The 25,709-nt window shown below is 36.3% G+C and carries 19 protein-coding genes; 11 read left to right on the top strand and 8 right to left on the bottom strand.

The window, feature by feature from the left end:
- The first annotated feature begins 71 nt into the window (after window positions 1-71).
- Both RM545_RS07775 and RM545_RS07770 read left to right on the top strand, forming a co-directional pair.
- A complete protein-coding gene (locus RM545_RS07775) occupies window positions 72-488 on the top strand; it encodes a helix-turn-helix transcriptional regulator (RefSeq protein WP_311494752.1) in 417 nt (138 codons plus the stop codon).
- Window positions 489-519: 31 nt separating this feature from the next.
- A complete protein-coding gene (locus tag RM545_RS07770; RefSeq protein WP_311494751.1) occupies window positions 520-894 on the top strand; it encodes a DNA topoisomerase IV in 375 nt (124 codons plus the stop codon).
- Window positions 895-901: 7 nt separating this feature from the next.
- Here the strand turns inward: RM545_RS07770 and mscL are convergent, their stop codons facing one another.
- From mscL to ychF, 5 genes are all read right to left on the bottom strand, one after another.
- Window positions 902-1,351, bottom strand: a complete 450-nt coding sequence (mscL, locus tag RM545_RS07765) for a large-conductance mechanosensitive channel protein MscL (RefSeq protein WP_311494749.1) — start codon at window positions 1,349-1,351, stop codon at window positions 902-904.
- Window positions 1,351-3,999: a DNA gyrase/topoisomerase IV subunit A gene (locus RM545_RS07760; RefSeq protein ID WP_311494748.1), complete on the bottom strand. Its 2,649-nt coding sequence runs from the start codon at window positions 3,997-3,999 to the stop codon at window positions 1,351-1,353. The genes mscL and RM545_RS07760 overlap by 1 nt, the downstream gene beginning before the upstream one ends.
- On the bottom strand, window positions 3,999-4,487 hold the full coding sequence (locus RM545_RS07755; protein WP_311494747.1) for a hypothetical protein: 489 nt from the start codon (window positions 4,485-4,487) through the stop codon (window positions 3,999-4,001). The genes RM545_RS07760 and RM545_RS07755 overlap by 1 nt, the downstream gene beginning before the upstream one ends.
- Window positions 4,484-6,346 (bottom strand): DNA topoisomerase IV subunit B, encoded by a 1,863-nt coding sequence (locus tag RM545_RS07750; RefSeq protein WP_311494746.1) that lies wholly within the window; start codon window positions 6,344-6,346, stop codon window positions 4,484-4,486. Before RM545_RS07750 ends, RM545_RS07755 begins: the two co-directional genes overlap by 4 nt.
- Window positions 6,347-6,501: 155 nt before the next feature.
- Window positions 6,502-7,596: a redox-regulated ATPase YchF gene (gene ychF, locus RM545_RS07745; protein WP_311494745.1), complete on the bottom strand. Its 1,095-nt coding sequence runs from the start codon at window positions 7,594-7,596 to the stop codon at window positions 6,502-6,504.
- A gap of 689 nt (window positions 7,597-8,285) precedes the next feature.
- On the opposite strand from ychF, the gene pta reads away from it, so the two are divergent.
- Window positions 8,286-10,388, top strand: a complete 2,103-nt coding sequence (pta, locus tag RM545_RS07740; protein WP_311494744.1) for a phosphate acetyltransferase — start codon at window positions 8,286-8,288, stop codon at window positions 10,386-10,388.
- Window positions 10,389-10,696: 308 nt separating this feature from the next.
- On the top strand, window positions 10,697-11,881 hold the full coding sequence (locus RM545_RS07735) for an acetate/propionate family kinase (RefSeq protein ID WP_311494743.1): 1,185 nt from the start codon (window positions 10,697-10,699) through the stop codon (window positions 11,879-11,881).
- A 161-nt stretch (window positions 11,882-12,042) separates the two neighbouring features.
- Here RM545_RS07735 and RM545_RS07730 read toward each other — a convergent pair whose 3' ends face one another.
- Entirely contained in the window at window positions 12,043-13,230 is a 1,188-nt protein-coding gene (locus RM545_RS07730; protein WP_311494742.1) for a hypothetical protein, read from the bottom strand.
- A 297-nt stretch (window positions 13,231-13,527) separates the two neighbouring features.
- Here RM545_RS07730 and RM545_RS07725 point away from each other — a divergent pair, with 297 nt between their 5' ends.
- Together RM545_RS07725 and RM545_RS07720 are read left to right on the top strand one after the other, a co-directional pair.
- Window positions 13,528-14,115, top strand: a complete 588-nt coding sequence (locus RM545_RS07725; RefSeq protein ID WP_311494741.1) for a TlpA disulfide reductase family protein — start codon at window positions 13,528-13,530, stop codon at window positions 14,113-14,115.
- Window positions 14,116-14,117: 2 nt separating this feature from the next.
- A complete protein-coding gene (locus RM545_RS07720) occupies window positions 14,118-14,801 on the top strand; it encodes a thioredoxin family protein (protein ID WP_311494740.1) in 684 nt (227 codons plus the stop codon).
- 169 nt (window positions 14,802-14,970) lie between these two features.
- Here the strand turns inward: RM545_RS07720 and RM545_RS07715 are convergent, their stop codons facing one another.
- Together RM545_RS07715 and RM545_RS07710 are read right to left on the bottom strand one after the other, a co-directional pair.
- Window positions 14,971-15,702, bottom strand: a complete 732-nt coding sequence (locus RM545_RS07715; RefSeq protein ID WP_311494739.1) for a class I SAM-dependent methyltransferase — start codon at window positions 15,700-15,702, stop codon at window positions 14,971-14,973.
- 314 nt (window positions 15,703-16,016) lie between these two features.
- A complete protein-coding gene (locus RM545_RS07710; protein WP_311494738.1) occupies window positions 16,017-16,184 on the bottom strand; it encodes a hypothetical protein in 168 nt (55 codons plus the stop codon).
- A gap of 583 nt (window positions 16,185-16,767) precedes the next feature.
- On the opposite strand from RM545_RS07710, the gene RM545_RS07705 reads away from it, so the two are divergent.
- The 5 genes from RM545_RS07705 (at window position 16,768) to RM545_RS07685 (ending at window position 25,353) form a co-directional block, all read left to right on the top strand.
- Window positions 16,768-18,273: a site-specific DNA-methyltransferase gene (locus RM545_RS07705; protein WP_311494737.1), complete on the top strand. Its 1,506-nt coding sequence runs from the start codon at window positions 16,768-16,770 to the stop codon at window positions 18,271-18,273.
- A 284-nt stretch (window positions 18,274-18,557) separates the two neighbouring features.
- Window positions 18,558-21,377: a DEAD/DEAH box helicase gene (locus RM545_RS07700; RefSeq protein WP_311494736.1), complete on the top strand. Its 2,820-nt coding sequence runs from the start codon at window positions 18,558-18,560 to the stop codon at window positions 21,375-21,377.
- 437 nt (window positions 21,378-21,814) lie between these two features.
- Entirely contained in the window at window positions 21,815-22,693 is an 879-nt protein-coding gene (locus RM545_RS07695; RefSeq protein ID WP_311494735.1) for a hypothetical protein, read from the top strand.
- A 223-nt stretch (window positions 22,694-22,916) separates the two neighbouring features.
- On the top strand, window positions 22,917-23,393 hold the full coding sequence (locus RM545_RS07690; RefSeq protein WP_311494734.1) for a hypothetical protein: 477 nt from the start codon (window positions 22,917-22,919) through the stop codon (window positions 23,391-23,393).
- A 256-nt stretch (window positions 23,394-23,649) separates the two neighbouring features.
- A complete protein-coding gene (locus RM545_RS07685) occupies window positions 23,650-25,353 on the top strand; it encodes a hypothetical protein (RefSeq protein ID WP_311494733.1) in 1,704 nt (567 codons plus the stop codon).
- The last annotated feature ends 356 nt before the right edge of the window (window positions 25,354-25,709 follow it).

Here is a 25,709-nt window from a genome sequence, read left to right as displayed (position 1 = left end):
AATTGTAACTTGTACACTATGACCAGAAGTTTTACATTTGTAAATAACTTGCAAAGGCGGAAATTTTCACAATGGTAAACACCGAAAAATTTGTAAACAGACTCAACAGAATTATAAAATTCTACGATCTTTCTGCTGCTTCTTTTGCAGATAAAATAGAGGTTGGCCGCTCTTCTATTTCCCACATTCTGTCCGGTAGAAATAAGCCCAGTCTCGACTTTGTCATGAAGGTTGTAAAGACGTTTCCGGAAGTGGAACTATATTGGTTGCTAAACGGAAAAGGACATTTTCCTAAAGAAGACGCAATTGAAAACCTACCTCCTTCCGGGGAAAAGCAGAAAACAGAGACGGAAAATACCCAAAAGGATCAGCCTTCAAAAATGGCAATTTTCGACCCTGAGCAACAAAGAAAATCCGGCTCATCAAAAGCAATTAAAAAGATTGTCATTTTCTATGAAGACGGGACATTTGACGCCTTTGAAAATTGAATATTCCTGCAAAAAGAAGTTACTTTGCAAAATGCAAAAGATATTCCTGATATTAGGGTTTAGTTTTATAATAACCGGCTGCTTTCAGCCGGAAAGGAATTGTGAGGATTTTAGAACAGGTACCTTTGAATTTGAATCCTATCTCAACGGAGAAATAGTAACTTCCCGTTTCATCAGAAATGATTCCATAGAAATAGATCAATTCCAGGGGAAAGCAGATACTTCGTCTGTGCGATGGTTAAATGATTGCGAATTTATCCTGAAAAATCTAAATCCGGAGAACATGGCTGAAAGGAAACCCATTCACATGAAGATCCTTACCACTAATAAGAATGGGTATACCTTTGAATACGGTGTCGTTGGCGAAACCAGAAGAGAACGGGGATCTGTAAGAAGAGCGGAATAAGTTAGGTTTAATTACCTCTTTCCCTCAGCAGTTTATTCTGCTCCTCCATCAAATCGTTTAAATTCGAAAGTAATTCTATGTCTTTAGGAGTAACAACTGTTTTGTCCTTAGGATCTTCGGCCTTTTTCTTAAAACGATTGAGGAACTTAACTACCACGAATATGGTCAGCCCAATAATAAGGAAATCCACCAGCGATTGAACAAGAATTCCATAGCCAATAGCAACTTCTTCAACGGCTTCACCACCATCTACAGCAGCAATGCCTTCTTTTAGAACAAGTTTTTTGTCTGTATAGTTTATTCCACCTGTAAGGATACTAAGCGGTGGCATAACGATTTGTTTTACCAGGGCATCCACGACCCGGTTGAAGGCGGTACCTATAATAATACCCACCGCCATGTCTACCATGTTGCCTTTTACAGCAAATTCTTTAAATTCCTGTAGTAAACTTGCCATTATTCATCAAATAATTTTGTTTGACTTTCTGAAGATAAAGAATCCTGGTCTTTGTCTTCTGCTTTTTCCGGACCTTTACTGCTGTCCATCACAGTTTCATCATCTATAACATCCATCTTTTCGGGTGAACTCTCCTCTTCCTCTTCATAAGGCAGTGGATCGAGAATGTTTATCTGTTTCACTTTTTCTGTAGTTAACTGATTTCCGAGTGCTTTAATTCCTTTTACCGAAATAAATTCTGCAATATTAAGCTCCTCATTTGGCCGCTGATCTTTTCCTCTCTGTTTACCATATATAATTTCTGCTACAGGAAAATAATCTGTAGAAACTACTTCTAAAAAGGATTTTTCATGCTCACTTATAAACTGTTCTTCTCTCTCGGGATGTTCTATGAGGAAACGCTTTACGTAATACCGCTCTTTCTCGGGCTCCCAATAAATAGCCGAAATTGGCTTTTTTGGAGACCACTTCTCGAGAATCACCATTTCGTCATCAAAACGATTGGTGAGTTCTGGAATTACTGTTTTGGCAATACCGTCCTGGGTGATGATCAAAAGCCGGTCTTCTCCCTTAAACTCTCCAAGCAGTTCTCCCCGCCCATCTACATTTAGCCTGTTTACGGTATCGTCAAACCAGATCCTTCTCGGTTTTAAAGTAGAAACACCTTCTTCCTTTAATTCAATTCTCTTTACAGAATATTTCGTGACGATATTCCCTTTTACATTTCTTCCCTTTATCAAAACATCTGCAAAATCAATATCAAATTTAACTTTGCGAATACTTCCTACCTGTCGCAGGAAAACAGTAATAACCTCTGCCTCTCCATTAGGGTTTGAAGAAAAATACAGGACTTTGGAATCTTTTTTTCCCTGAGAAAGATCGTATTCCCTGTCTCGTGTCACCGAGGTTACAGCGAACCGTTTCACATAAGTACTGCCACCTTTGCCATCACGATAAATCATGTTGTAGATGGTACGCTTATCTTTTTTCTTAAAAATGGCGACATGGATAATATCTTTACCGATAAAAGTTTTACTGTCCACCTTGGTGACCATCATTTTTCCATCGGCCGTGAAACAGATTACATTATCAATATCTGAACATTCCGTCACATACTCATCCTTCTTTAAAGCAGTTCCAATAAAACCTTCTTTCCGGTTTACATATAGTTTGGTGTTTCTTATCACCACTTTTGTAGCTTCAATATCTTCAAATATTCTCAGCTCGGTTTTCCGTTCTTTTCCTCCTCCGTAGTCTTTTTTCAATTTCTGAAAATAAGCCACTGCGTAGTCAACCAGGTTATCCAAATGATGTTTCACATTGGCAATCTGGTCTTCCAGCGAATCGATTTTTTGCTGGGCTTTATCAATATCGAATTTTGAGATTCTCTTGATCCTGATTTCGGTTAACCTTACAATATCTTCTTCGGTCACCGCGCGTTTCAGATGTTGTATATGAGGTTTTAAACCATCATCTATTGCTTTAATAACTCCTTCCCAGGTTTCCTGTTCTTCGATATCCCTATAGATCCTGTTTTCTATAAATATCCTTTCGAGGGAGGCAAAATGCCACTGCTCCTCCAGCTCATCCAGGGTTATTTCCAGTTCCCTTTTGAGTAAATGCAGCGTATGATCTGTAGACTGACGTAAAATTTCAGAAACTCCGAGAAAAATCGGTTTGTTGTCAATAATTACACATCCTAACGGCGAAATCGAATTTTCACACTGTGTAAAGGCAAATAAAGCATCTATGGTTTTATCTGGAGAAATGTTTGGAGGAAGATGGATAAGAATCTCCACTTCTGCAGCGGTATTGTCTTCAATCTTCTTAATTTTTATTTTCCCTTTGTCATTCGCTTTTAAGATTGAATCTATAAGCGTTGTGGTATTGGTACCGTATGGTATTTCGGTAATTGCGAGCGTGTTTTTGTCATACTGCGAGATTTTTGCCCGCACCCGCACTCTTCCGCCACGCAATCCGTCATTATAGTCTGTAATATCTGCTTCGCCTCCGGTTGGGAAATCCGGAAAAAGTTTGAACTTTTTTCCCTGTAAATGCTTAATGGAAGCATCTATAATTTCAATAAAATTATGTGGTAGTACTCTCGTACTTAAACCAACGGCAATTCCTTCTGCGCCCTGTGCCAGCAACATAGGAAATTTTACCGGAAGATTCACCGGTTCTTTCTTACGGCCATCATACGATAATTGCCATTCTGTAAGCTTCGGATTAAAAAGTACTTCCAGCGCAAATTTTGAAAGTCTCGCTTCAATATAACGCGGTGCCGCTGCCCGGTCTCCGGTTAAAATATTTCCCCAGTTTCCCTGGGTATCAATAAGAATATCTTTTTGTCCAATCTGTACCATTGCGTCCCCAATACTGGCATCTCCGTGGGGATGGTACTGCATGGTGTGTCCCACAATATTCGCAACTTTGTTATAGCGGCCATCGTCCAGATCTTTCATTGAGTGCATGATCCTGCGTTGTACCGGCTTAAAGCCATCCTCTATAGCTGGCACAGCCCTTTCTAAGATAACATAGGAAGCATAATCCAGAAACCAGTCTTTGTACATCCCGGTTACCCGAATAAGCTCTTCTTTAGGTTGTTCAAAATGTTCTTCCTGAGCTCCTTCTTCGTGTTCTTCCATTAGGCGGTTGCTTTATTCGCGTTGTATTCTAATACTTTCTGAAGGGATACAATCATACCTTTCTTCTTTTTTCGGGATAAAAACGTAGTATTAAAAGTATATTTTTTAAATCCTGATCTTCTCCTGGATTTTATGAAAATCGTTAATGAGGAATAAACCCCATAATCACTGAAACGAAATTTCCCCAGTTTTCTCTTAGGAAATTCTGCTTTCTTTACACGATATTCCATAAATTTTGAAAAGAAAACTCCGTTATTTTTAAAATTAAGCGTCTCCCCATCACTGTCAAAATCAAAAGTCTGCCCTATTTTATGGACATAAATTCCAATTAAGACGGTAACGATATTTGGCAAATAATGACTAAAGCCAATTGGCTCATCAGTACTCATTAATTCAATATTTACAAAAATATTGGTTACAAACACGGCAACCAGAACTATGTAAATAGAAGGAATTATTTTTATTTCGTTTTTATTGGTGAATCTCATATCCCCAGCTCCTGAATAAGATCAAGTTCAACCTTAAGATTATCGATAATAAATTCCTGCCTGTCTGGTGTATTCTTGCCCATATAGAAACTCAGCATTTCTTCAATAGACTTGTCTTTGTCCAGCATCACCGGGTCCAGACGTATATTATCACCAATAAAATGAACAAATTCATCCGGAGAAATTTCACCCAAACCTTTAAACCTTGTAATTTCAGTTTTTCCGGCAAGCTTTTCAATCGCCTGTCTGCGTTCCATCTCGCTATAGCAATAAATGGTTTCTTTTTTGTTCCGAACCCTGAAAAGCGGAGTTTGCAGAATATATAAATGGTTCTCTTTAATTAATTCAGGAAAGAACTGAAGGAAAAAAGTGATCAGAAGTAAACGGATGTGCATTCCATCAACATCGGCATCTGTTGCGATTACAATATTGTTATATCGCAAATCCTCCATCGATTCCTCAATATTAAGCGCAGCCTGGAGCAGGTTAAATTCCTCGTTTTCATAAACGATCTTTTTACTGAGTCCATAGCTGTTCAACGGTTTTCCTTTTAAACTGAAAACTGCCTGGGTATTTACATCCCTGGACTTTGTTATGGAACCACTTGCCGAATCTCCCTCGGTAATAAACAGTGTGCTTTCCAGGTACCGCTCCTTTTTACTGTCACCCAAATGAATACGGCAATCCCGTAATTTTTTATTATGAAGGCTTGCCTTTTTCGCACGATCTTTAGCAAGTTTTCTTATTCCCGATAAATCTTTTCGCTCCCTTTCTGCCTGCAGAATTTTACGCTGAAGCTGTTCTGCTGTTTCCTGATTTTTATGAAGGTAATTGTCGAGATTTGTTTTTACAAAATCATTGATATACGTTCTTACCGTTGGAAGTTCACCTCCCATATCTGTAGAACCCAGTTTTGTTTTCGTCTGACTCTCAAAAACGGGTTCCATTACCTTTATACTGATTGCCGCAACGACAGATTTTCTGATATCGCTGGCATCATAATTTTTTCCGTAGAATTCCCTAACGGTTTTGACTATTGCTTCCCTGAAGGCAAGAAGATGCGTTCCTCCCTGAGAAGTATTCTGCCCATTTACGAAGGAATGATATTCTTCGCTATATTGTGATTTACTGTGAGTTATGGCAACTTCAATATCGTTCCCCCTTAGATGAACGATAGGATAAAGCTGATCGTCTTCGTTTATACTGTCACCTAAAAGATCTTTTAATCCGTTTTCTGAATAAAATTTTTCTCCATTGTAAACAATCGTTAGCCCCGGATTAAGGTAAACGTAATTTTTGAGCATTTTTTCAATATACTCATTCCGGAATTTGAAGTTTTTAAAGATTACTTCATCCGGCACAAAAGTCACTTTAGTCCCTCTTCTTCGCGAAGTTTCATCAAGAGTTTCTTCGTTTACCAGGTTTCCCTGTTCAAATTCCGCAGAAGCAGATTTGCTATCACGTGTAGATTCGACCCTGAAATAAGAAGAAAGGGCGTTTACAGCTTTGGTACCAACTCCGTTTAGTCCGACAGATTTTTTGAAGGCGCGGGTATCGTATTTTCCCCCAGTGTTCATTTTGGAAACCACGTCCACAACTTTTCCCAACGGAATTCCCCGGCCATAATCCCTTACGATAACGCGCTGGTTTTGTACCGAAATTTCAATAGTTTTTCCCGAGCCCATCACGAACTCATCTATCGAGTTGTCCAGTACTTCCTTAAGCAGAATATAAATTCCGTCATCTGCACTGGATCCATCCCCCAGTTTCCCGATATACATCCCGGGGCGCATTCTAATGTGCTCCTTCCAGTCTAAAGACCGGATATTATCCTCGGTATACTTTGTTTCATCGCTCATAAGTAGTGAATGGAGTTTGCAGCTAATATAAGGTTTACCTTAAAAAGTTGAAATAGTAGCAGCACAAAGTAATTAACAAAGATTTCACAATCCAATCGGGCAATGTGTAGAGACGTTCGATCGAGCGTCTCTACACATTGCCCGATTGGGCGTATCTACACATTAAACCTAAAATGCATCACATCGCCGTCCTTTACAATGTACTCTTTCCCTTCTACCTTCATTTTTCCGGCTTCTTTTACTTTTGCTTCACTTCCGAAGCCCACAAAATCTTCATAAGAAATAACTTCGGCGCGAATAAAACCCTTTTCAAAATCGGTATGGATTACTCCGGCAGCCTGTGGTGCTGTAGAACCTACAGGAATCGTCCATGCGCGGACTTCCTTAACGCCGGCAGTAAAATACGTTTGTAAATTCAGCAGACTGTATGCGCCACGGATAAGTTTTGCAGAACCCGGTTCTTCAAGTCCTATATCCTGAAGAAACATTTGCCGCTCTTCAAAATCATCTAATTCTGTAATATCAGCTTCAGTACCAACAGCGAGTACTAAAACTTCAGCATTTTCGTCTTTTACAGCTTCTCTAACCCTGTCGACATGCTTGTTTCCATCAACTGCAGATCCTTCATCCACATTACAAACATACATCACCGGTTTATCTGTTATAAATTGAAGTGGCTTCACAAATTCTTTATGTTCATCTTCGGAAACTTCAATAGCCCTCACAGATTTTCCTGCTTCCAGCCCTTCTTTCAGTTTTAAAAGTGCAGCCTCCTCTTTCTGAGCTTCTTTATTCCCGGTTTTGGCAGCTCTTTTTACCTTTTCCAACTTTTTATCAACCGTTTCCAGGTCTTTTAGCTGAAGTTCTATATCTATAGTTTCCTTGTCCCTGATGGGGTCTATAGAACCATCTACATGAACAATATTTTCATTTTCAAAACAGCGCAAAACATGAAGGATTGCATCGGTTTCTCTGATGTTTCCAAGAAATTGATTTCCCAAACCTTCTCCTTTACTTGCACCTTTAACGAGGCCTGCAATATCCACAATTTCGACCGTGGCCGGTTGCACACGCTCTGGATTAACTAAGCTTTCCAATTTTTGCAAACGGGAATCCGGAACATTTACGACTCCAATATTTGGTTCTATCGTACAAAACGGAAAGTTGGCACTTTGCGCTTTGGCGTTGGACAAACAGTTAAAAAGTGTTGATTTTCCAACATTAGGTAATCCTACAATTCCGGCTTTCATATACTTAATTTTGTTGCAGTAAATTTTGCGGCTGCAAAGATAGCAATTAGAACCGAGAATTAATATTGGTGCGGAAAGAAGTTAGAAACCAAAATTGCTAAATGTCATTTTTAAACTGAAGGTCGAAAATTGGCAATTTTCGGGTTAGACTTTTTATGCAGTCGATTCTTTGCGTGTCAAACCAGTCAGGTTTTGGAAACCTGACTGGTTTTGCCAAAATAGTTCTAAAAATGTTGCCTTTCAAAAAAAGGAAGCTCACTAATTGCCAATTTTTGGACGAGACTTTTTAGCTTCGAAATAGAAAATATCTTACAGGTTTTAATTTGTGAGGTCTATTGCCAGGATAAATCACAACAATAGCAGCCCTATAATCGCCCTTTTCGAGGCTACACCTCTTTTTAAGTGTTCATCTTTTCTTCAACCGTGTAAGTTTTTAACACTGCCCACGTTTCCGGTTAAGAATGTCCAAAGCTGAGAAAAGCTTTTCGTACTTCTTACCTCGTACTTTCAGCAGGTCGAAAATTGGCAATTTTTAGCCTCCTCTGTTTTTCACCATTTTTTCATGCTGTTCCTTTTTCCGTATATTATAACCAAATGCTGATCTTCATCAGTTTTTGCATGAATTTAACCAAACCAAAGAAGGCTTTCTCGTTATCTGCCTTAATTTTGGCTCCATAATAATATTTGTAATGAATAAAGGAATTTATATTGCCACATTAGAATCTCATAGCGGGAAATCGATGATCTCCCTTGGATTAATGCGTACCCTTTTGGGAAAAACGGTAAAAGTTGGATACTTCAGGCCCATTATTAACGATGTTCCCGAGGGAAAAAGAGATAATCATATAGATACCGTCCTTTCTTACTTCGATCTTCAGCTACCTTATGAGGATACGTATGCTTTTACCAGGAATCAATTGATTCAGAAGAGAAATGAAGGGAAATCGGGGGAAGTAATAGATACAATTATCCGTAAGTACAAAAAACTGGAAGAAGAATATGATTTTGTGCTGGTGGAAGGAAGCGATTTTTCTGGAGAAGGAAGCGTTTTCGAGTTTGATGTGAACGTCGTGACGGCAAGAAACCTTGGTATACCTGTAATTATTATCGCGAGCGGTAAAAATAAAACCTGGGAAGAACACCTGGGAAGCCTTAGGATGGCGTATAATGCTTTTATAGAAAAGGATGTAGATGTAATTGCGATGGTGAGCAATAAGGTTCTGGAAGAAAATCTGGAATCTGCCAAAAAACACATGCGCGAATTCCTTCCTGAAGAAATAGACGTTTTTGCCATTCCGCTCATAGAAACTTTAAACAATCCCACGCTTAAAGAAATCGTGAAAGCCCTTGATGGTAAAATATTATTCGGACATGAATTTCTGAATAACCAAACCGGGAACTTTGGTGTTGGAGCTATGCAGCTTCGAAATTATCTTACCACCCTTAGAAATGAAAGCCTGGTGATAACTCCCGGCGACAGGGCAGATATAATTCTGGGTGCGTTACAGGCCAATATTTCCAGCAACTATCCAAGGATTTCCGGAATTATCCTTACCGGCGGACTTACACCTGAGCCTTCTATTCTTAAATTAATTGAAGGTCTTTCTGAAATTGTCCCAATAATTTCTGTTGAAGATGGAACTTTTAATGTGACAAACCGCGTCGGTGCTATAAAATCTAATATTTATGCGGATAGTATTCAGAAAATTGAAACTACGATAAGCACTTTTGAACGCTATGTTTCTTTTGATCCTTTAGTGGAACGTCTTATCAATTTTGAACCTCACGGGATCACGCCACGCATGTTCCAGTATGGGCTGGTAAAGCGGGCGCAGCAGAGCAAAAAGCATATTGTTTTGCCTGAAGGCACCGATGATCGGATTTTAATTGCCGCCGGAAGACTTCTGGCTATTGATATTGTTGATATTACTCTTCTTGGTGATGTAGAGGTGATCAAACAAAAAATCATGAAACTGGGCCTTAATATTGACCTTGATAAATTCAATATAATAGATCCGGAAAAATCAGAACATTTTCAGGACTATGCTCAAACTTTATACGAAATAAGAAAGCACAAGGGAGTGAATATGGATATGGCCAGGGACTGGATGACCGATGTTTCCTATTACGGAACCATGATGATTTATAAAGGCCATGCCGACGGAATGGTTTCTGGAGCGGCGCATACCACTCAGCACACCATCAGACCTGCACTTCAGTTTATCAAGACAAAACCGGGAGTTTCTGTAGTTTCTTCAGTGTTTTTTATGTGCCTGGAAGACAGGGTTTCGGTTTTTGGAGATTGCGCAATTAATCCGAATCCTACTGCAGAAGAGCTCGCGGAAATCACTATTTCTTCTGCGGAAAGCTGCTTTGCTTTTGGGATAGATCCAAAAATTGCCATGCTCTCCTACTCCTCGGGAACCTCCGGAAAAGGAGCCGATGTAGACCGCGTGCGCCAGGCTACTGAAATTGTAAAAAAGAAACGTCCCGATCTTAAAATTGAAGGACCAATTCAATACGACGCAGCCGTGGATATTTCTGTTGGGAAAAGCAAAATGCCGGATTCTGAAGTAGCAGGACAGGCAAACCTGCTTATTTTCCCCGACCTAAATACAGGAAACAACACTTATAAAGCAGTACAAAGGGAAACCGGAGCTTTGGCAATTGGACCAATGCTACAGGGACTAAATAAACCGGTAAATGACCTTAGCCGTGGCTGTACTGTAGATGATGTTTTTAACACCGTAATTCTAACCGCAATCCAGGCTCAGGGAATGGGTGCTGAGTAGTGAGTAGTGAGTAGTGAGTAGTGAGTAGTGAAATTAAAAAAAAATTACTCGCCAACCTTTTTTGGCCTATCGAATATTTATCGTAAAATTTGAAGTGAATGTACCGTGAAATTTTAGGCTGTTTGAGCTAAACGAATCATTCTATTTAGATAAAAGTTAGTAGCGAGTTCCTAAAATTTAGGTGCAGAACAATAAATTTAGATAAAAATTCGTAAGCCTAGATTTTTTTGGTTCGTTTTTTCATCAATGGAAAAAATGAACAAAAGCATGGATTTAAGACAAATTTGGTTTAAATCAAGTATCAGAATATGAAAAATATATTAGTAATAAACACCGGAAGTTCTTCCTTTAAATTCCAACTCATTCAAATGCCTGCAGAAAAAGTTTTGGCTTCAGGACTTGTAGAGCGCATTGGTCAACAAAATTCAGAAATACATTTTACTTCTGAAGGATATTCCGGAAAACAAGAACAAGACGTTCCCAATCACTCGGTAGCATTAAAAGCAGTTACCAACCTGCTTATGGATCCCGAAAAAGGAGTGATCAAGAACGCCTCAGATATTACAGCTATTGGTCACCGGGTGGTTCACGGCGGAACAACTTTCTCTGAAACCACAGTTATAAACGACGAAGTAAAACAGGAAATTAAGTCATTGTTTTCTCTGGCTCCGCTGCATAATCCGCCCAATCTTACAGGGATAGAAGTAGCAGAAGAAGTTTTTCCAAATGCGAAACAGGTAGCAGTTTTTGATACCGCCTTCCATAGCAGTATTCCGGCGAAAGCCTATAAATATGCAATTCCGAATAAACTAACAGAAGAAAATGATATTCGTCTTTACGGATTTCATGGTACGAGCCACAAATATGTTTCAGAACAGGCGATCGAAAAGCTGGGGAAATCCGATTCTAAAATAATCAGTGTTCATCTTGGGAACGGCTGTAGTATTACGGCAGTAGAAAACGGAAAAAGTGTAGACCATTCCATGGGTTTCACTCCGCTTTCCGGATTAATTATGGGAACCAGAAGCGGCGATATAGATCCTTCCGTTATATTCCATTTGGTAGATAAATTAGGCTATAGTCTGAAAGAAGTAAATGAAATACTTACCAAAAAAAGCGGAATGCTGGGTTTAACCGGTTTTAGCGATTTACGCGATATTGAAACAGAAGCACAAAAAGGAAACCGTGAATGTAAGCTGGCTTTAGAAATGAACGCCTACAGGATCAAAAAGTATATCGGCTCCTATGTAGCCGCAATGAATGGCCTGGACCTCCTCGTTTTTACCGCCGGAATTGGAGAAAACAGCAGCACCATGAGAAATCTTATTTGTGAGAATATGGATTTTCTTGGCATTGAGCTGGATCCTAGTAAGAACGATATTCGTTCTAAAGAGAACAGGATAATCAGCAGCGAATCTTCTAAGGTTAAAGTCATGGTTATTCCTACTAATGAGGAACTGGAAATCGCCAGACAGGTGGATAAACTGGTTTAACAGAATTATACTAAAAAAGAGGTTGTTGTAATTAAATTCAGGAAACCTTTTTTTTAGTAGTTTATTGTTTGTTGTTTGTCGCTGTTAAAAGCAGTTCCGATCTTTCTACTTTCTACTTTCAACTTTTTTACTTTAAAACTTTAAACCTTAAACTTTAAACTTTACTCAACAACATACATCTCGTTGGATGCTTTGATGTATTCCTGCGGATTAAAAGTCGATTCAAAACTGTTTCTCACCAGGTTCAGCTTCAGTTTTAACTGCGCCATTTCATCTTTCAGATATTTATCATTCTGATATTTTTGGATCAGTCCTTCATATTTATTCAGATTTTCAAGAATCCTGAACGTAATTGTTCCGAAGCGGATTTTCAGATTTTGAACCGTCATCATCTGGTCATAATAATCCTGTTTCCAGTTCTCCGGATTTTTAGTCTTCTCTTCAGCGATTTTATTTTCTGCGACTTTAGAAATATCGAGAATGTACTGAGTTCTTTTTTTAGCATCGGTTTCATTGGTGAATTTTTGCTCAAACTCCTTCAGATCGATCCCCAAAATGTTCACAAGATTCTCCTTCATCGCTTTGTTCTGAAGTTCCTTAAGTTCATCCAGGCTTTTATTGATCGCCTCCCATTCCGTTTCAATAAGATCTTTATCGTGCGTAAACTGGGAAACTGTGGTCGTCAGTTTAAGCATTGCAAGACTTTTCTCTTTCATTTCCCGGTCGCGTCGCCCCAGAGAATTTACAAACTGACTGATTCCGTCGAAAAGCGTTCCGGCAAACATTCCTGTAAAAGGCGTTCCCTGGGCAAGATCTCCCGTAACACCAATAATATGGTTTAGCGCTGCTAATTTCGCATCGTCTTCCTGTTCTTCTTCTATATACTTTTTAAAGTTCCCAAACCATTCTTTATATCCTTCATAATTCATTGGGTTGCTAACTTTATCTAATGTCGAATAAAATTCGCGTGAAGAATTAAATAAATTGAGCGGCTTTATTTCGCGCTCCATAGAGGCCAGATTCAGGACAGCTGAACTGTAATTATATTTATAAACACCAACAGTATTTTTATCTATTTCTTCCTGACGCTCTTCCAGGAATTTAACCCGTTCCACGAGCTTTTCCACCTTTTCTGCGGCAGAATTGGTATTCTTAATACTCTCGTCCAGATTATTAATCTTGGAATCTATTTCTTTTATTCTGAAGTCGAGGTTCTGACTCAGCAACGTCCTCTCCCTGTTCAATTCCTGGAGAACTTGTTGAGTAACAGACTGATCTCCTATCTGAGCTGAAAGAAGCGCCGGGTTCACCGTAAAAATCAGTAGAAGAATTACATATGTTTTTTTCATAATCAATAACTTAAAAATTTAAACCGCAACAAAATATAAACTGCGGCTTTTGGAAATTGAGGCTAAAGCATCAAAAATTCCGCCATATTTTCCAGCACTAAATATAGAATTTTTACTTTAATTTTGCTCTTCCCCAATATTTTCTGAAGATCTCCCGTACCACCATCCAATCAGGAATAAACCTACAAGAAACCACTCGTCCTTGTCAGTGCTAACTTTCTGTCCTTCACATACATCATCATCCTTTTCTCTTCACAATTTACTTCCCGACTTCTAACTATTTAACTCTTTTGCTTCATGAATATCAATCTGATTGAATATTTTTACGAGATGAAAAAGCTAATGAGTCTTATAGCAGTTAGTCTTTGTTTTGCCTGCGCAGACGATGCAAAAACAACTGAAAGTATCAATACTTCTGAAGAAACGGTGCAGAAAAATTCTTCAGAAAAAGAAGTTGCATCTTCGGCTGTAGTCAGTACTGTCGATTTTGAAGCTTTTGATTCGAAATATCTTCAGAAAAAAAATGACACTACCTATGTCATTAATTTCTGGGCAACCTGGTGCAAACCCTGTGTGGAAGAATTACCGGCCTTTGAAAAGCTGAATAAACAGCTTGCCAGTAAGAAGGTAAAAGTGGTTTTGGCCAGCCTCGATTTTCCTGATAAGATAGAACAGCAGGTAATTCCTTTTATGAAAGAAAACAATTTAAAAAGTGAAGTGGTACTGCTGGATGATCCTGATGCCAATTCCTGGATACCAAAAGTCTCTGAAGAATGGAGCGGCGCTATTCCCGCTACTATTATTTTAAACCAACAGGAACGGAAATTTTATGAACGTACCTTTACTTACGAAGAATTAAACACTGAACTTCAATCATTTTTATAAATATGAAAACAAAAATGTTTTTACCCGTTCTGGCTCTTATAGCCACACTTTCTTTAGGCAGTTGTAAGGATGCAGCTCAAAGAGACGTGCCTGAAAATTCAGAAAAAAAGGAAATGGCCATTCTTTCTGAAGAAGAAACAACTACGGCTTACGGCTACACGATAGGCGATGAAGCGACCGACTTTAACCTGAAAAATGTAGACGGCTCGATGGTCTCCCTTTCAGATTATCCTGATGCCAAAGGTTATATCGTTATTTTTACCTGTAATACCTGTCCTTTTGCCGTGGCCAGTGAAGATCGAATTGTGGCGCTGGACCAGGAATTTAAGGAAAAAGGCTATCCTGTAATTGCTATTAATCCGAATAATCCTGAGGTGCAACCGGATGACACTTTTGGTAAAATGCAGCAAAAAGCTGATGAAGCAGGATTTACTTTTCCTTACCTGTTTGATGAAAGCCAAACGGTTCATGCCAGTTATGGTGCTACAAAAACCCCTCATGTTTATTTGCTTCAGAAAGAAAACAGAAAAAATATTGTAAAGTATATCGGCGCCATTGATGATAATGTGCGAAATGCTGATGCCGTAAACGAACGTTTTCTGGCCAATGCCGTAAACGAACTTTTAGCGGGAAAAGAAGTGACTACTAAAGAAACAAAAGCGATTGGCTGCAGCGTAAAGCAATAAATTTCTTAGAGCAAAGCGGATTAAAATGCTGTTGTGGCATTCTGAATTCTCTCAAAAATAAAAACAGAAAACCAAAATTCTGATTCCTAAAGTTAAGGAATCAGAATTTTGGTTTTTTTATTTTCAGTTGTAATAAAAAATACTGCTTTTGAGTAAAATGAAAGACTGACTACTGAAATTTCCCCATTCTGAATAAAATAGGATACGTAATTTCCCCATTTTCGCCAAAAGCTTGTTTCAGGTCTTCTGCAATAAGATCTACCGGGTTTCTTCCGTTGGCTTTTTCATAATGCTTTACTGCGGACCAGGTTTTTAGATAGCCAATTAGCTGATCGTAACTCCAGTGAAGCTGAAGGGAGATTTTTGGGGTTTTAATTTCCTTAAAAGGAAAGGGAATCGTTTTATATTCCTCATCCAGGTATCTCCTTTCCGGATCCCAGTACTCCCCTATTATATTTCGGTAAAAATGATCGATGACTTTATTGGTTTCCGGATTACTTTTAAAAAGTCCGTAGCCAAAAATGGCAATTATCGCCCCTGGCTTTAGAACACGCTTTACTTCCTTATAGAATTCATTAAATTTGAACCAATGTATCGCCTGCGCCACAGTTACCAGATCAAAATGATCATCGGGAAAATTTGTAGACTCGGCAGGCTGCCCGGAGTAGTCGATATTTGGCATTTTGGGGGCATGACTTAGTTGTTGCTCGCTGATATCTGTTGCAGACACTTTTTCAAAGAACTTTGCCAGTTCTGCGGCTACCTGTCCATTCCCTGTACCGCAATCCCATGCTTTTTGCTTCTGTGGAAGCTGTTTTTCGATAAAATCGTATACTTCCTGAGGATAAACAGGTCGGAATTTGGCATAATCTGCCGATTTTGTGGAGAAATTGTCTTTCATAGTAAAAGATTAGCTTCAAATATTTCTAATGGAAAGATTTGCTCTTTAAAAGCCCCGGGATTTCAGAGTTTCTACTTAAAAAAGCCAAATATGACCATAAGGAGCTAAACACTGCAAAAGGCTGTCGAAATTCGACAGCCTTTTTTTAACAACCTTCACGTGTTACTCTCGTGCTTTGCCATTTCACCCTTATTAGGATAAGAGACAGCCGGAACGCGATCAAACAATGAAGATTTAATATTGAAAATCTGATAAGGAAATAAAAATTTACCCTATATGAGATTTTATTTTAAATATTTCAGATGCTGAGCGTACTAATATTCATCCTCAACTTCATCTGCTGCTTCCTCGATTTCATCTGCTCTTTCCTCAACGGCTTCTGCCGCTTCTTCAGCTCTCTCCTCTTCAGGAGTATCCCTGCAGGAAACAAACGATGTACTTACTGAAAACAATAATGCAAATAATAAAAATAGTTTCTTCATAATTTTTGGTTTTGTTGATTAGATAAAACAAATTAGAAAAAAAGAACAGGAAAGCCCTATTTTCGGTGTTAAAATAAAGCAAAAGCCCCTGCTGAGGCCATCTCTCGCTTTAGACATTATCTCCTATTTCCTATTTTCATACCTATGTATTTTCTGTTGTCTGACCATTTTATAAAACTCCTGAAGACCGGACGAAAACAAAAACAGGTAAAAAACTGAAGGAATCATCTTTCGTTTTTAAGATTTTATTTAGATTTACTACTATATCACCGGAATCCCTACCCTCTGGTAAATTAATCTAGAATAGCTTGTAAATAAATGTAATGGTACATTTATGAGTATGTTACCCACAAGCTGAAAAATCCGAACTACCAATAAAATCCATCTGAAAAATACCATCGCGCACACAGCACATTTATTTTTTTCCCACGCTAAAAAAGCCAACTCCAAAAAAATAAAAGAGCTGTTTTTTTCATCGCTCAAATCCGAACATACTAACGACATTATTTTGTCCGATTAGAAAATTTGTAAAATATGTTAATTACTTTTATAGCCTTAATAAAAAATAACGGAAAAAAGATAAATGGCCAAGACCAAATACGAAAATTACTCTAAAGAACAACTAATTGCCAAATTAGAAAAACTTGAAAAAAAAGGATATGGCTTGGTTTGGGAGGACAAACCAGAAAAAATTGCAGACCGTTGCGAAAAGGAATTGCCAGTTTTGGTCGAGGACAAAAAAAAAGAAATAAAAAAAGACCCTGAAAAACCAACCCATTTCATCTTCGAAGGCGACAATTACCACACATTATACACACTCAATTTTACTCATAAAAAAGGTATAGATGTCATATATATTGACCCGCCTTATAATACGGGAAAAACTGATAAAGCAGGTAAAACCGATTTTCGTTATAATGACAGATTCATAAAAAAAGAAGATAGATTTCGTCATAGCACTTGGCTTTCTTTTATGAATAAAAGACTGCGTTTAGCTAAAAACCTTTTAAAAGACACAGGCATTATTGCTATATCTATTGACGATAACGAGGTTTTTAATCTTAAACTGCTCTGCGATAAAATATTTGGAGAACTCAATCATATTGGAACTGTGCCAACAATTATGAATTTAAAGGGCAACCAAGACCAATTTGGCTTTGCTGGTACCCACGAATACACATTGTTTTATGCAAAAGTAAAATCTAAAGCAACAATTTTAGAGTTTGATGTTGAGGAAGATTCTGACGATTTGTGGTCAAACGATGAAAAAGGTCCTTACAAAAAAGGAAGAGGAATATTAGCAGACGGAAAGGAAAAATATAGAGAAGACAGGGAACAAATGTATTTTCCATTATTAATTAAAGATGACAAAGTATCTCTAATCCAAGAAGAAGAGCATTCAAAAATATATGATAAGAATACAGATACATTTGATGATGATTTTGTAAAACTTTTAATCGAAAAATATAAGAATAAAGGATTCGAAGTTGTTCTTCCAATTAATTCTAAAAACGAACTGTTGAGATGGACTTGGGGTTACGACCACAAATTTCAAACACACATTAAAGATGTTATTGTTACTCGAACAAAAAATGGCATCACTTTAAACAAAAAACAAAGACCAAAACTTGGCAATTTACCTTCTAAAAAACCAAAATCAGTTCTTTATAGACCAGAATATAGTAGTGGTAACGGAACAAATCAATTAAAGGAAATTTTAGGATATGAGGCTTTTAACAATCCAAAACCTATAGAATTAATTAAAGATATTTTATTTCTTACGGGCAAAAAAGATGCCATTATACTTGATTTTTTTGCAGGTAGCGGAACAACAGGACAGGCAGTAATAGAATTAAATAAAATGGATGAAGGTCAAAGACAGTGTATTCTCTGCACAAACAACGAGAACAATATCTGTGAAGAAGTTACCTATCCAAGATTACAAAGGGTAATAAATGGATACAATGATGTTAGGGGCATTCCTGCTAATTTAAAATACTTCAAAACAGATTATGTACCAATTGTATTAACCGATAATGACAAAAGAAATCTTGTCGCAAAAAGCACCGAACTACTTTGTATTGCATAAAACACCTTTGAAACTGTACATCAAAAATCGAAACAAAAAGAATATGCGATTTTCAGAAACAAGAACAAGCACACAGCAATTATTTATGATGAAGATTACATAGGAAGCTGTTGCGACTTTTTAAACAAACTAAAACACACATCTGAAATAATAATATTTGTGTTCAGCTATGACCACAATTATATGGAGGAAGATTTTGAAACACTAAACAAGCCATTTAAAGTCAAACCTATTCCAGAGGCCATATTAAACGTATATCGGAAAATTGCAAAATTGAAGAATAAATGAAGCATATAGCGTATCAACAGGAATATAAAGATAAAATTTCAGCCACCGCAGTCGAACTTTTAAATGATGAGTACAGAGAACAAGGTGCAATAGTATTCAAAGCCCCAACGGGCTCGGGCAAAACCTATATGATTTCACAAGCATTGACCAAAATTGTAAAGGAACAAGCCACAAAATCATATTCATTTATTTGGCTATCCGTAAATTCACTGCACGAACAAAGTCGGGAAAGTCTCACTCGATATTTAGAGGATGAAAAATTATTGGATTGTATTACAATTGATGATTTACAAAATAATGTGATTGAAGAAAACGAAATTGTATTCATTAATTGGGACAGTTTAATTAAAAAAAACAATTCTTTTCGTTTAGAAAATGAGTTGGACTGGAATCTTCACTCCGTAGTCCAAAACACCAAAGAAGAAGGCAGGGAAATTATACTTATAATTGACGAAAGCCATAGAACGGCAAGTACAGACAAAGCCAAAGAAGTAATTGAAGAAGTAAACCCAACACTTATTGTAGAAATGACGGCTACGCCGTCAAATATTAATGGAACATTAATAGATATTCCATTAGCAAAGGTCATAGCACAAGGTATGATTAAAAGCGAGGTTAGGATAAATCCTAATAGCAAAAGCATTCGCGAGAATAAAGACTTGTTGGAAGTAGCTCTCAAAAAAAGAAAACAACTCAAGCATTTTTATGAAAAGGAAGGTACTGACATAAATCCCTTGCTTTTAATACAAATTCCCAATAAAAAACAAACAGACAGTTCAAATCCAGAAGATTATATTATTGGTTTATTGGCAGACCATAGCATTACCATTGCAAACGGGAACCTTGAAATAAGAATTTCAGGGGTTGATATTAAAGAGCTTGATGAAAAGGTTAAACCAGGTAACAGTCCAATTGATGTGTTAATATTTAAAGAGGCCATTGCACTTGGTTGGGATTGCCCAAGAGCATCATTGATATTTTTGCAACGTGAATGGAAACAGGAGCGTTACAGTTTTAATATTCAAACCTTGGGTCGTATAATGCGTATGCCAGAACAAAAGCATTACATTACACATCCCGAATTAAATTATGGCTACATTTATTCGGCATCAGATAATTTTGAAATTGTTCAGGAACTTGCAAACAATTACGTTAGCGACCTTCCAATGGAAAGGGATGAAAACATCAATACCAAACCTATAAAACTCACGAGCGAATTCATTCGCAGAAAAAGAGAACTTACAAGATTATCAGGTGCCTTTAGAAAATGTTTATTGGACTCAGCAAAAGAACTCGATACCAAATCCGAAATCAATCCAAACATAAAAGAAATTCATAAAAATGTGGGATTGGAAGGCGTAGTTAAAGGTATTGACAAAGATTCCAAACAAGAAGTTGAATTTAGCGACAGTAAAAGCATTAGAAAGGACATCAATGATATTGCTTCAAGTTATACAGATTTTTGCGCAGAAATGGCAAAGCCTTATTCCATCGCTCGTTCTGTCCTCGTAATTAAATCTTCAATACGTACTTGGTTCAAACACGCTTATAATATTGGCGATGAAGATAAAATTGCGCTAATCGTAATGAACCGTAGCAATAATCCGAGAATTAGAAAATTATTGGAGCAAGCTAAAGACCTTTATGCAAACCTTCCCACAAGAGAAGATGAAGTGGTTTCTAATCCAGATTGGGAAATACCGGAAAGCATTAGCATATTTACAGATTATGCCATCGTTGAAAATTCATATAAATCAATAATTAAGAACTACAATGACCAAAAGCTATATGTAAAGAAAAACAAAAACGGCAAAATAAATTTTTCACAGCCCGAAATTGATTTTATTGAAGAAGTTGACAAAACTGATGACGATATACTTTGGTGGTTTAAGAATGGCGAAAGAGAAAGTCGTTATTTCGGTATCGCATACAAGAAAACCAATGGTTTTTATTACGGTTTTTATCCTGACTTTATAATTAAAACCAAAAAAGAAACTATAATAGTTGAGATTAAAGACGATAATGATTTAAAACCCGAAAATGCCCTAAAACTTCAAGCAGGCAAAAACTATATTACAAGAGCGAACAATAAAGAGAAAGTTAGGTTTTATATGCTTTCGCCAATGGATTACGCCACATTTTTTACTGCATTGAAAGACCAAGACATTGAGTCATTTGAATCATCTTTCGAAAAACGTTTAATTAAATACAATCAAAGTCAGAAGAAGTTGATTGAAAGTAAAATTGACCAATCCGAAAAAGAAAAAGAAAACTTGGAATGGTTATCCGACTTTGAAAAAACAATAGACGAGTTAAATGATGAAAAGTTCAAGCGAGAGCTTTTGGAAATGCAATTAAGTGAGGCCCAAGAAAATATTGAAACGTTAGCAAGGTCTTTAAATGAAATCCAACCAACTTATACAGTCAAAAGAACGTTAACTATTGAAAAACCATTTAATATTTGCGTCCTTGGAGAAGTTTCAGACCAAGCATTAATACGCAAACAATTGAATAACTATTTTGAAAAAGTAGGATTATCTGCTACAGATTGGAAAATCGAATTTTTCAATAATACCAAACTTCAAAATACTAATGTTTTACGTTCTTTACAAAAAGGACAAAGCAAATTTTCTTTAATTGTAACAGGGCAAATTTTTCATCATTCAGGCAAAGGCAATGCAAAAGCAAATATTATCTCGGAATTAAAAAATGAAAAATATATCCCGCACTCTATCGGTAGCAATCCTAAAGATTTGTTGACACCAGACAAAATATTAATAACCATTGATAATTATTTAGAACAAAGCCAACGCTAAAAGCCATACACATTTGCAATTCGCTCACAGCCACCACGCCACCCAAAATTGCAAAAGAGTATGCCTTGCCCACCGCACAAATCACAGCAAACGAGAAAGAACACTATTTGAAAAACAGAACGCAAAAAGCCTGTGGGTAACTACGTATATCGCAAATGGCGGGTCTTGTCGAAAAAGTTAAATTTTAACCAAGAAAGAAAATGGTTAAGCCAACAGTCCCGCGTCCCTACTCCCAAAATTCTCCATACCCGTAAACATCATAAACTAGAAACAGAGAGCTTTCGGCATCTAATAGATATAAACATTGAATTCAAATTTCAACATAAAAATTTTTTAGGTATAGCACAGGGTACTTTTCCAAAATTCACTGATTCCATGATTAATGTTTTAACTATATTTAACTAATTATTCCTGTTATTTAATCAATCATCAAGCTAATGTCATATTCTCTAATCAAAAAAATCATAAGTAAGGGTCTGTTATTAATATTTCTAATTTTAATTTCTTCCTGTTCTTCAGACAGTCCGAATGATCCTGAACCGATACCTTCTGAAGGTAATCTCCTGAAATCTGAAAAAGAATATTCTTTTGGAATCCTGGAAAAGGAAACAAACTTTTACTACAATTCGGATGGAAACATTTCAAAAATCGACGTTAATTCTGTCTATGAAGGAATTGGGACTTTTGAATATTTTTATGATGATAATGGAAGAATGGAATCATATACGTTGTCACTATTAAGTCCGTTTGGTGATCAAAGAGAAGAGAATACCATATTAATCTATGAAGGTGATGAGATCGTCCGGAGTTGTACTAATGTATTTGTAACCGGAGAAGATGAAAGTTTTTTTCCAGATCCTACAGTAGACAAAGTTGAATTTGAATATAATTCCTCTGGCCAGGTAACTAAGGTAATTAAATACCAGCATGACTATCAGGAAACGGCATCTTGTGAAAGCCTGGAATATATTGATGGCACTATAACTATGGAATATGATTCTAAAGGAAATTTAACTAGAATGGAGGATACCAGCAATATATTTGGGCCCACTTATCTTACCTATACACATGACAATACATTTCACCCTTATAGAAATCTTAAACCAGTTTATTTCAGAAACATCTATAATTATTCTTCTCAAAATAATGTAACATCAGCAGAAGAGTTTAATAGTGATTCTAATGAAAAAGTGGGATACGTGGAATACAATTATGAATTTAATGAAGAAGATTATCCAGTTAGTTTAAATAGAAAATGGAGTACCGCAGATAATTCTATTTTTCAAAGTTACACATACCAATTTACTTATTACTAAAAACCAGGATGGGTAAGAATCTAAAATTGTACAACATTGACTAAATTCTCAATTGTGTGTTGCTTTTCCGGTTTTTAACATCGATTAATGGCCAATGGCGGATTTTAATTAAAAATTGTACTTCCAGAAACCAAAAAGCAAAAAGTTACGGCTACATATCTGAGCACCTTTTGCGGCACCTTGACAGGAACAAGGCCTTTAGTTGCAATTATCACACAAATCCATGAAAGAAAAAGAAATTAAAATCGAACTTGAAAAAGGAGTTCGAAATGGGGTTTCTAAAACAGATTTATATAACCATTTTAAAGATCAATATGATGATGATTCACTCCGACTTTTATTAGCTTCTAAACCTTCCTTAGCAAATCGTAAAAAGTATAAGATACTCCATTTGATATTATCAGGTATATGGGGAATATTTTTGGCATTTGAACTATTAAGCGTTCTGGAACTTATTGATGAATTTGATATAAGATTGTTTGCTTCTATTATTATAACCTTTTACTTCACCATCAATATTTGGAATTTTGATGGCAAATTTTTTCTACCTGGAATAATTTGGTTTATAATTTCCATTTTTAATTCTTTCAAAGAAATTTCAGTATTACCAGAATATGATCCTGACTTGTACATTTTACAAAATATAACTTTTGGATACTCATTTATGCTTATTATGGATACTCATTTATGCTTATTATAGGAATCATCATTATGTATCATTTAAGAAATAATATCTTTGACTACTATAAATGGTTTACACCTGCAAAAAACTCTGAAAGTAAAAGACTTTTTCAAGAGATAACTGAAGGTAAAAACAACTTATCACTATAACGAGATAAATCGAAAAAGTGTAATTTTAGAAACCAGGAAATAAAGCTGTTAAGAAAGCAAATCCGCGCTCCTATTCTGCCAATTAGCAATAATTAAAAACAATTGGTGCCAAAACCTAATTATCTGTGAAGAACAAGATTTTATTATTCGCACTATTTCTTTCGATTTCAATTTATGGGCAAGAAAGATATGAACCCGAAATTTTAATTCTTGCTCCATTCTCAGTAAAATATGAAAAGGATTTTAAAGAGGAGATTTCAAAAATAAATGAAAAATTAAAAGAATATAATAATTCTCTAGAGAGTACAGAATATCTAAATTCTCCCGAATTTAAAAATCAGCCTGAGAATATTCAAAGAATGGTAGCGGCTGAAATTGAATATTCTAAGAGATCAAATTTTTACAATAATACCAGCCTAATTGCCGAACAATTTTTGGCTTATATATTCTTTGAGAAGTTCCCTAATCTTTTAATAGAACTTAGCAATAAAAAAAGTAATGGAACAAGAGAAGATCTTGAACAATTGGCAAAAAAGAAAAACCTGCAGTATGTATTGAATTTCCCTTCGATTAGATCATTTAAAAAAGAGGGACAAAGCTATACCGAAGTTGAATTTCAGTTATTTGACCACAAGCAAGATTCAATTCTTCTTCAAGAAAAATTTATAGGAAACTCTACTAATCCAGGTTTCGAATTCGCTTGTGAGGATCAATCTGTTAGTTGCACTTTAAACAATGCTCTTTCTCAAGGATTAAATGAAATATTATATATAATCGCATCGAACAGTCCAAGTCTTAAAAGAGAAAAAGAACTGAGCCTTTTGAGGTATAAGGAACTCTTATATAAACATTATCAAATAGGTTCAAAAAATGATTTTACAAAAGAAATAATTACAAATTCAGCTCTTAGAATAGATTCAGACTTATATCAAACTTTGATTAATAGTGACAGCACGAAATTCGTTGCATTTTATATTAAACAAGGCTCGAAACAAAATCTAAAATCTTTAAACGATCATAATGATGACAATAACGTTACCATCTTAACTGATAAATCATTAAGCGACAAGGAAATTTTTGATATTCCCCAAACTTATGCTTTCATTATAAAAGGTGTGAAATTTGAGAATCATTGGTATTTAGATAAATCTAATGCGACTTATTTCGAAGCTACAAATATGGATTCTGCCAAAAAGCAATACTTCAACAACTTACAGAATTGGAATTTCTTTAAGGAGAATTCAACAACTTTTAATAAAGACTTTTGGAATACAAAATTATTTGAAAAAGTACCTGATCTAAAGAAAGATCCTGAATGGGATGAATACGGTGATAATATTTGGAAAACGGAGGAAATAAATAATCGAGATTATATTGGACTATATGAGATTGTTGCCGACAACATGATTGAAGATTTAGAAGCTGAGAATGATTCTTATGAAGAAAGAGCAAAGAAAATATTGCAAACGAAATATGACAGTTTAGAGTCTAGTGATTCTAAGAATTATACAAAAATATCAAAGCACTCCTTGATTTTTCCAAAAGATAAAGAATATAGTTTAAACCCAGTTCTTATTGAAGAGGAGAATGGCAAGAAAACTATCCGTTATTTTCTTTTATTAAATAATTCGAATGCTATTTATGAATGGGTCTATTTTGTACCTAAAGAAGTTGATACTAACTACTATGGGGACAAAGTGGTAGAACAAATCTCAAGTTTAACCGATTGGAACTTTTCTGTTTACAACTTGAATGATGAAAATTTCTGGAAAGAATATGTCTTTAAAAAAGAAAATGAAAAATATATTTACTTAAGAAAAGTAAATTGATTGTCCGGTCGCCAACAATTAATTATGGCAAATACCGGGGTGGCGTATTTTTAATTAGAACGAACTTCAACATTTTATTGACAACAAGTGTTCCGGCACCCTTGCTTTAAAATTGGATGCCGGGACATCTAAAAACGCATTACACTGACAAAATGAATAAAACATATAGCAAATATGCTGCCTATCCTATCTTGGCAAACAATAGACTGATCTAGGACTTATGAGAAAATTGTCCGGAGCGTTGTCAACTAGAAAAACAAAAATGTTCTTTAAAGCAACTCTATTCCTACCCGGCTTCCAATATATCTATAACTTAATTGACAGCATCAACAACTTCTAAAAGCTCAATTTCAAAA

It is taken from the genome of Autumnicola lenta (assembly GCF_031846515.1).
Taxonomy (GTDB): domain Bacteria; phylum Bacteroidota; class Bacteroidia; order Flavobacteriales; family Flavobacteriaceae; genus Autumnicola; species Autumnicola lenta.
The sequence above is the reverse complement of the archived record's forward strand: the minus strand, read 5'-3'. Positions and strand labels throughout refer to the sequence as shown.

Excerpts from the sequence above, each read along its gene's own strand:
- RM545_RS07775 (WP_311494752.1), top strand. The coding sequence starts at position 72 with ATGGTAAACACCGAAAAATTTGTAAACAGACTCAACAGAATTATAAAA.
- RM545_RS07770 (WP_311494751.1), top strand. The coding sequence starts at position 520 with ATGCAAAAGATATTCCTGATATTAGGGTTTAGTTTTATAATAACCGGC.
- mscL (WP_311494749.1), bottom strand. The coding sequence starts at position 1,351 with ATGGCAAGTTTACTACAGGAATTTAAAGAATTTGCTGTAAAAGGCAAC.
- RM545_RS07760 (WP_311494748.1), bottom strand. The coding sequence starts at position 3,999 with ATGGAAGAACACGAAGAAGGAGCTCAGGAAGAACATTTTGAACAACCT.
- RM545_RS07755 (WP_311494747.1), bottom strand. The coding sequence starts at position 4,487 with ATGAGATTCACCAATAAAAACGAAATAAAAATAATTCCTTCTATTTAC.
- RM545_RS07750 (WP_311494746.1), bottom strand. The coding sequence starts at position 6,346 with ATGAGCGATGAAACAAAGTATACCGAGGATAATATCCGGTCTTTAGAC.
- ychF (WP_311494745.1), bottom strand. The coding sequence starts at position 7,596 with ATGAAAGCCGGAATTGTAGGATTACCTAATGTTGGAAAATCAACACTT.
- pta (WP_311494744.1), top strand. The coding sequence starts at position 8,286 with ATGAATAAAGGAATTTATATTGCCACATTAGAATCTCATAGCGGGAAA.
- RM545_RS07735 (WP_311494743.1), top strand. The coding sequence starts at position 10,697 with ATGAAAAATATATTAGTAATAAACACCGGAAGTTCTTCCTTTAAATTC.
- RM545_RS07730 (WP_311494742.1), bottom strand. The coding sequence starts at position 13,230 with ATGAAAAAAACATATGTAATTCTTCTACTGATTTTTACGGTGAACCCG.
- RM545_RS07725 (WP_311494741.1), top strand. The coding sequence starts at position 13,528 with ATGAATATCAATCTGATTGAATATTTTTACGAGATGAAAAAGCTAATG.
- RM545_RS07720 (WP_311494740.1), top strand. The coding sequence starts at position 14,118 with ATGAAAACAAAAATGTTTTTACCCGTTCTGGCTCTTATAGCCACACTT.
- RM545_RS07715 (WP_311494739.1), bottom strand. The coding sequence starts at position 15,702 with ATGAAAGACAATTTCTCCACAAAATCGGCAGATTATGCCAAATTCCGA.
- RM545_RS07710 (WP_311494738.1), bottom strand. The coding sequence starts at position 16,184 with ATGAAGAAACTATTTTTATTATTTGCATTATTGTTTTCAGTAAGTACA.
- RM545_RS07705 (WP_311494737.1), top strand. The coding sequence starts at position 16,768 with ATGGCCAAGACCAAATACGAAAATTACTCTAAAGAACAACTAATTGCC.
- RM545_RS07700 (WP_311494736.1), top strand. The coding sequence starts at position 18,558 with ATGAAGCATATAGCGTATCAACAGGAATATAAAGATAAAATTTCAGCC.
- RM545_RS07695 (WP_311494735.1), top strand. The coding sequence starts at position 21,815 with ATGTCATATTCTCTAATCAAAAAAATCATAAGTAAGGGTCTGTTATTA.
- RM545_RS07690 (WP_311494734.1), top strand. The coding sequence starts at position 22,917 with ATGAAAGAAAAAGAAATTAAAATCGAACTTGAAAAAGGAGTTCGAAAT.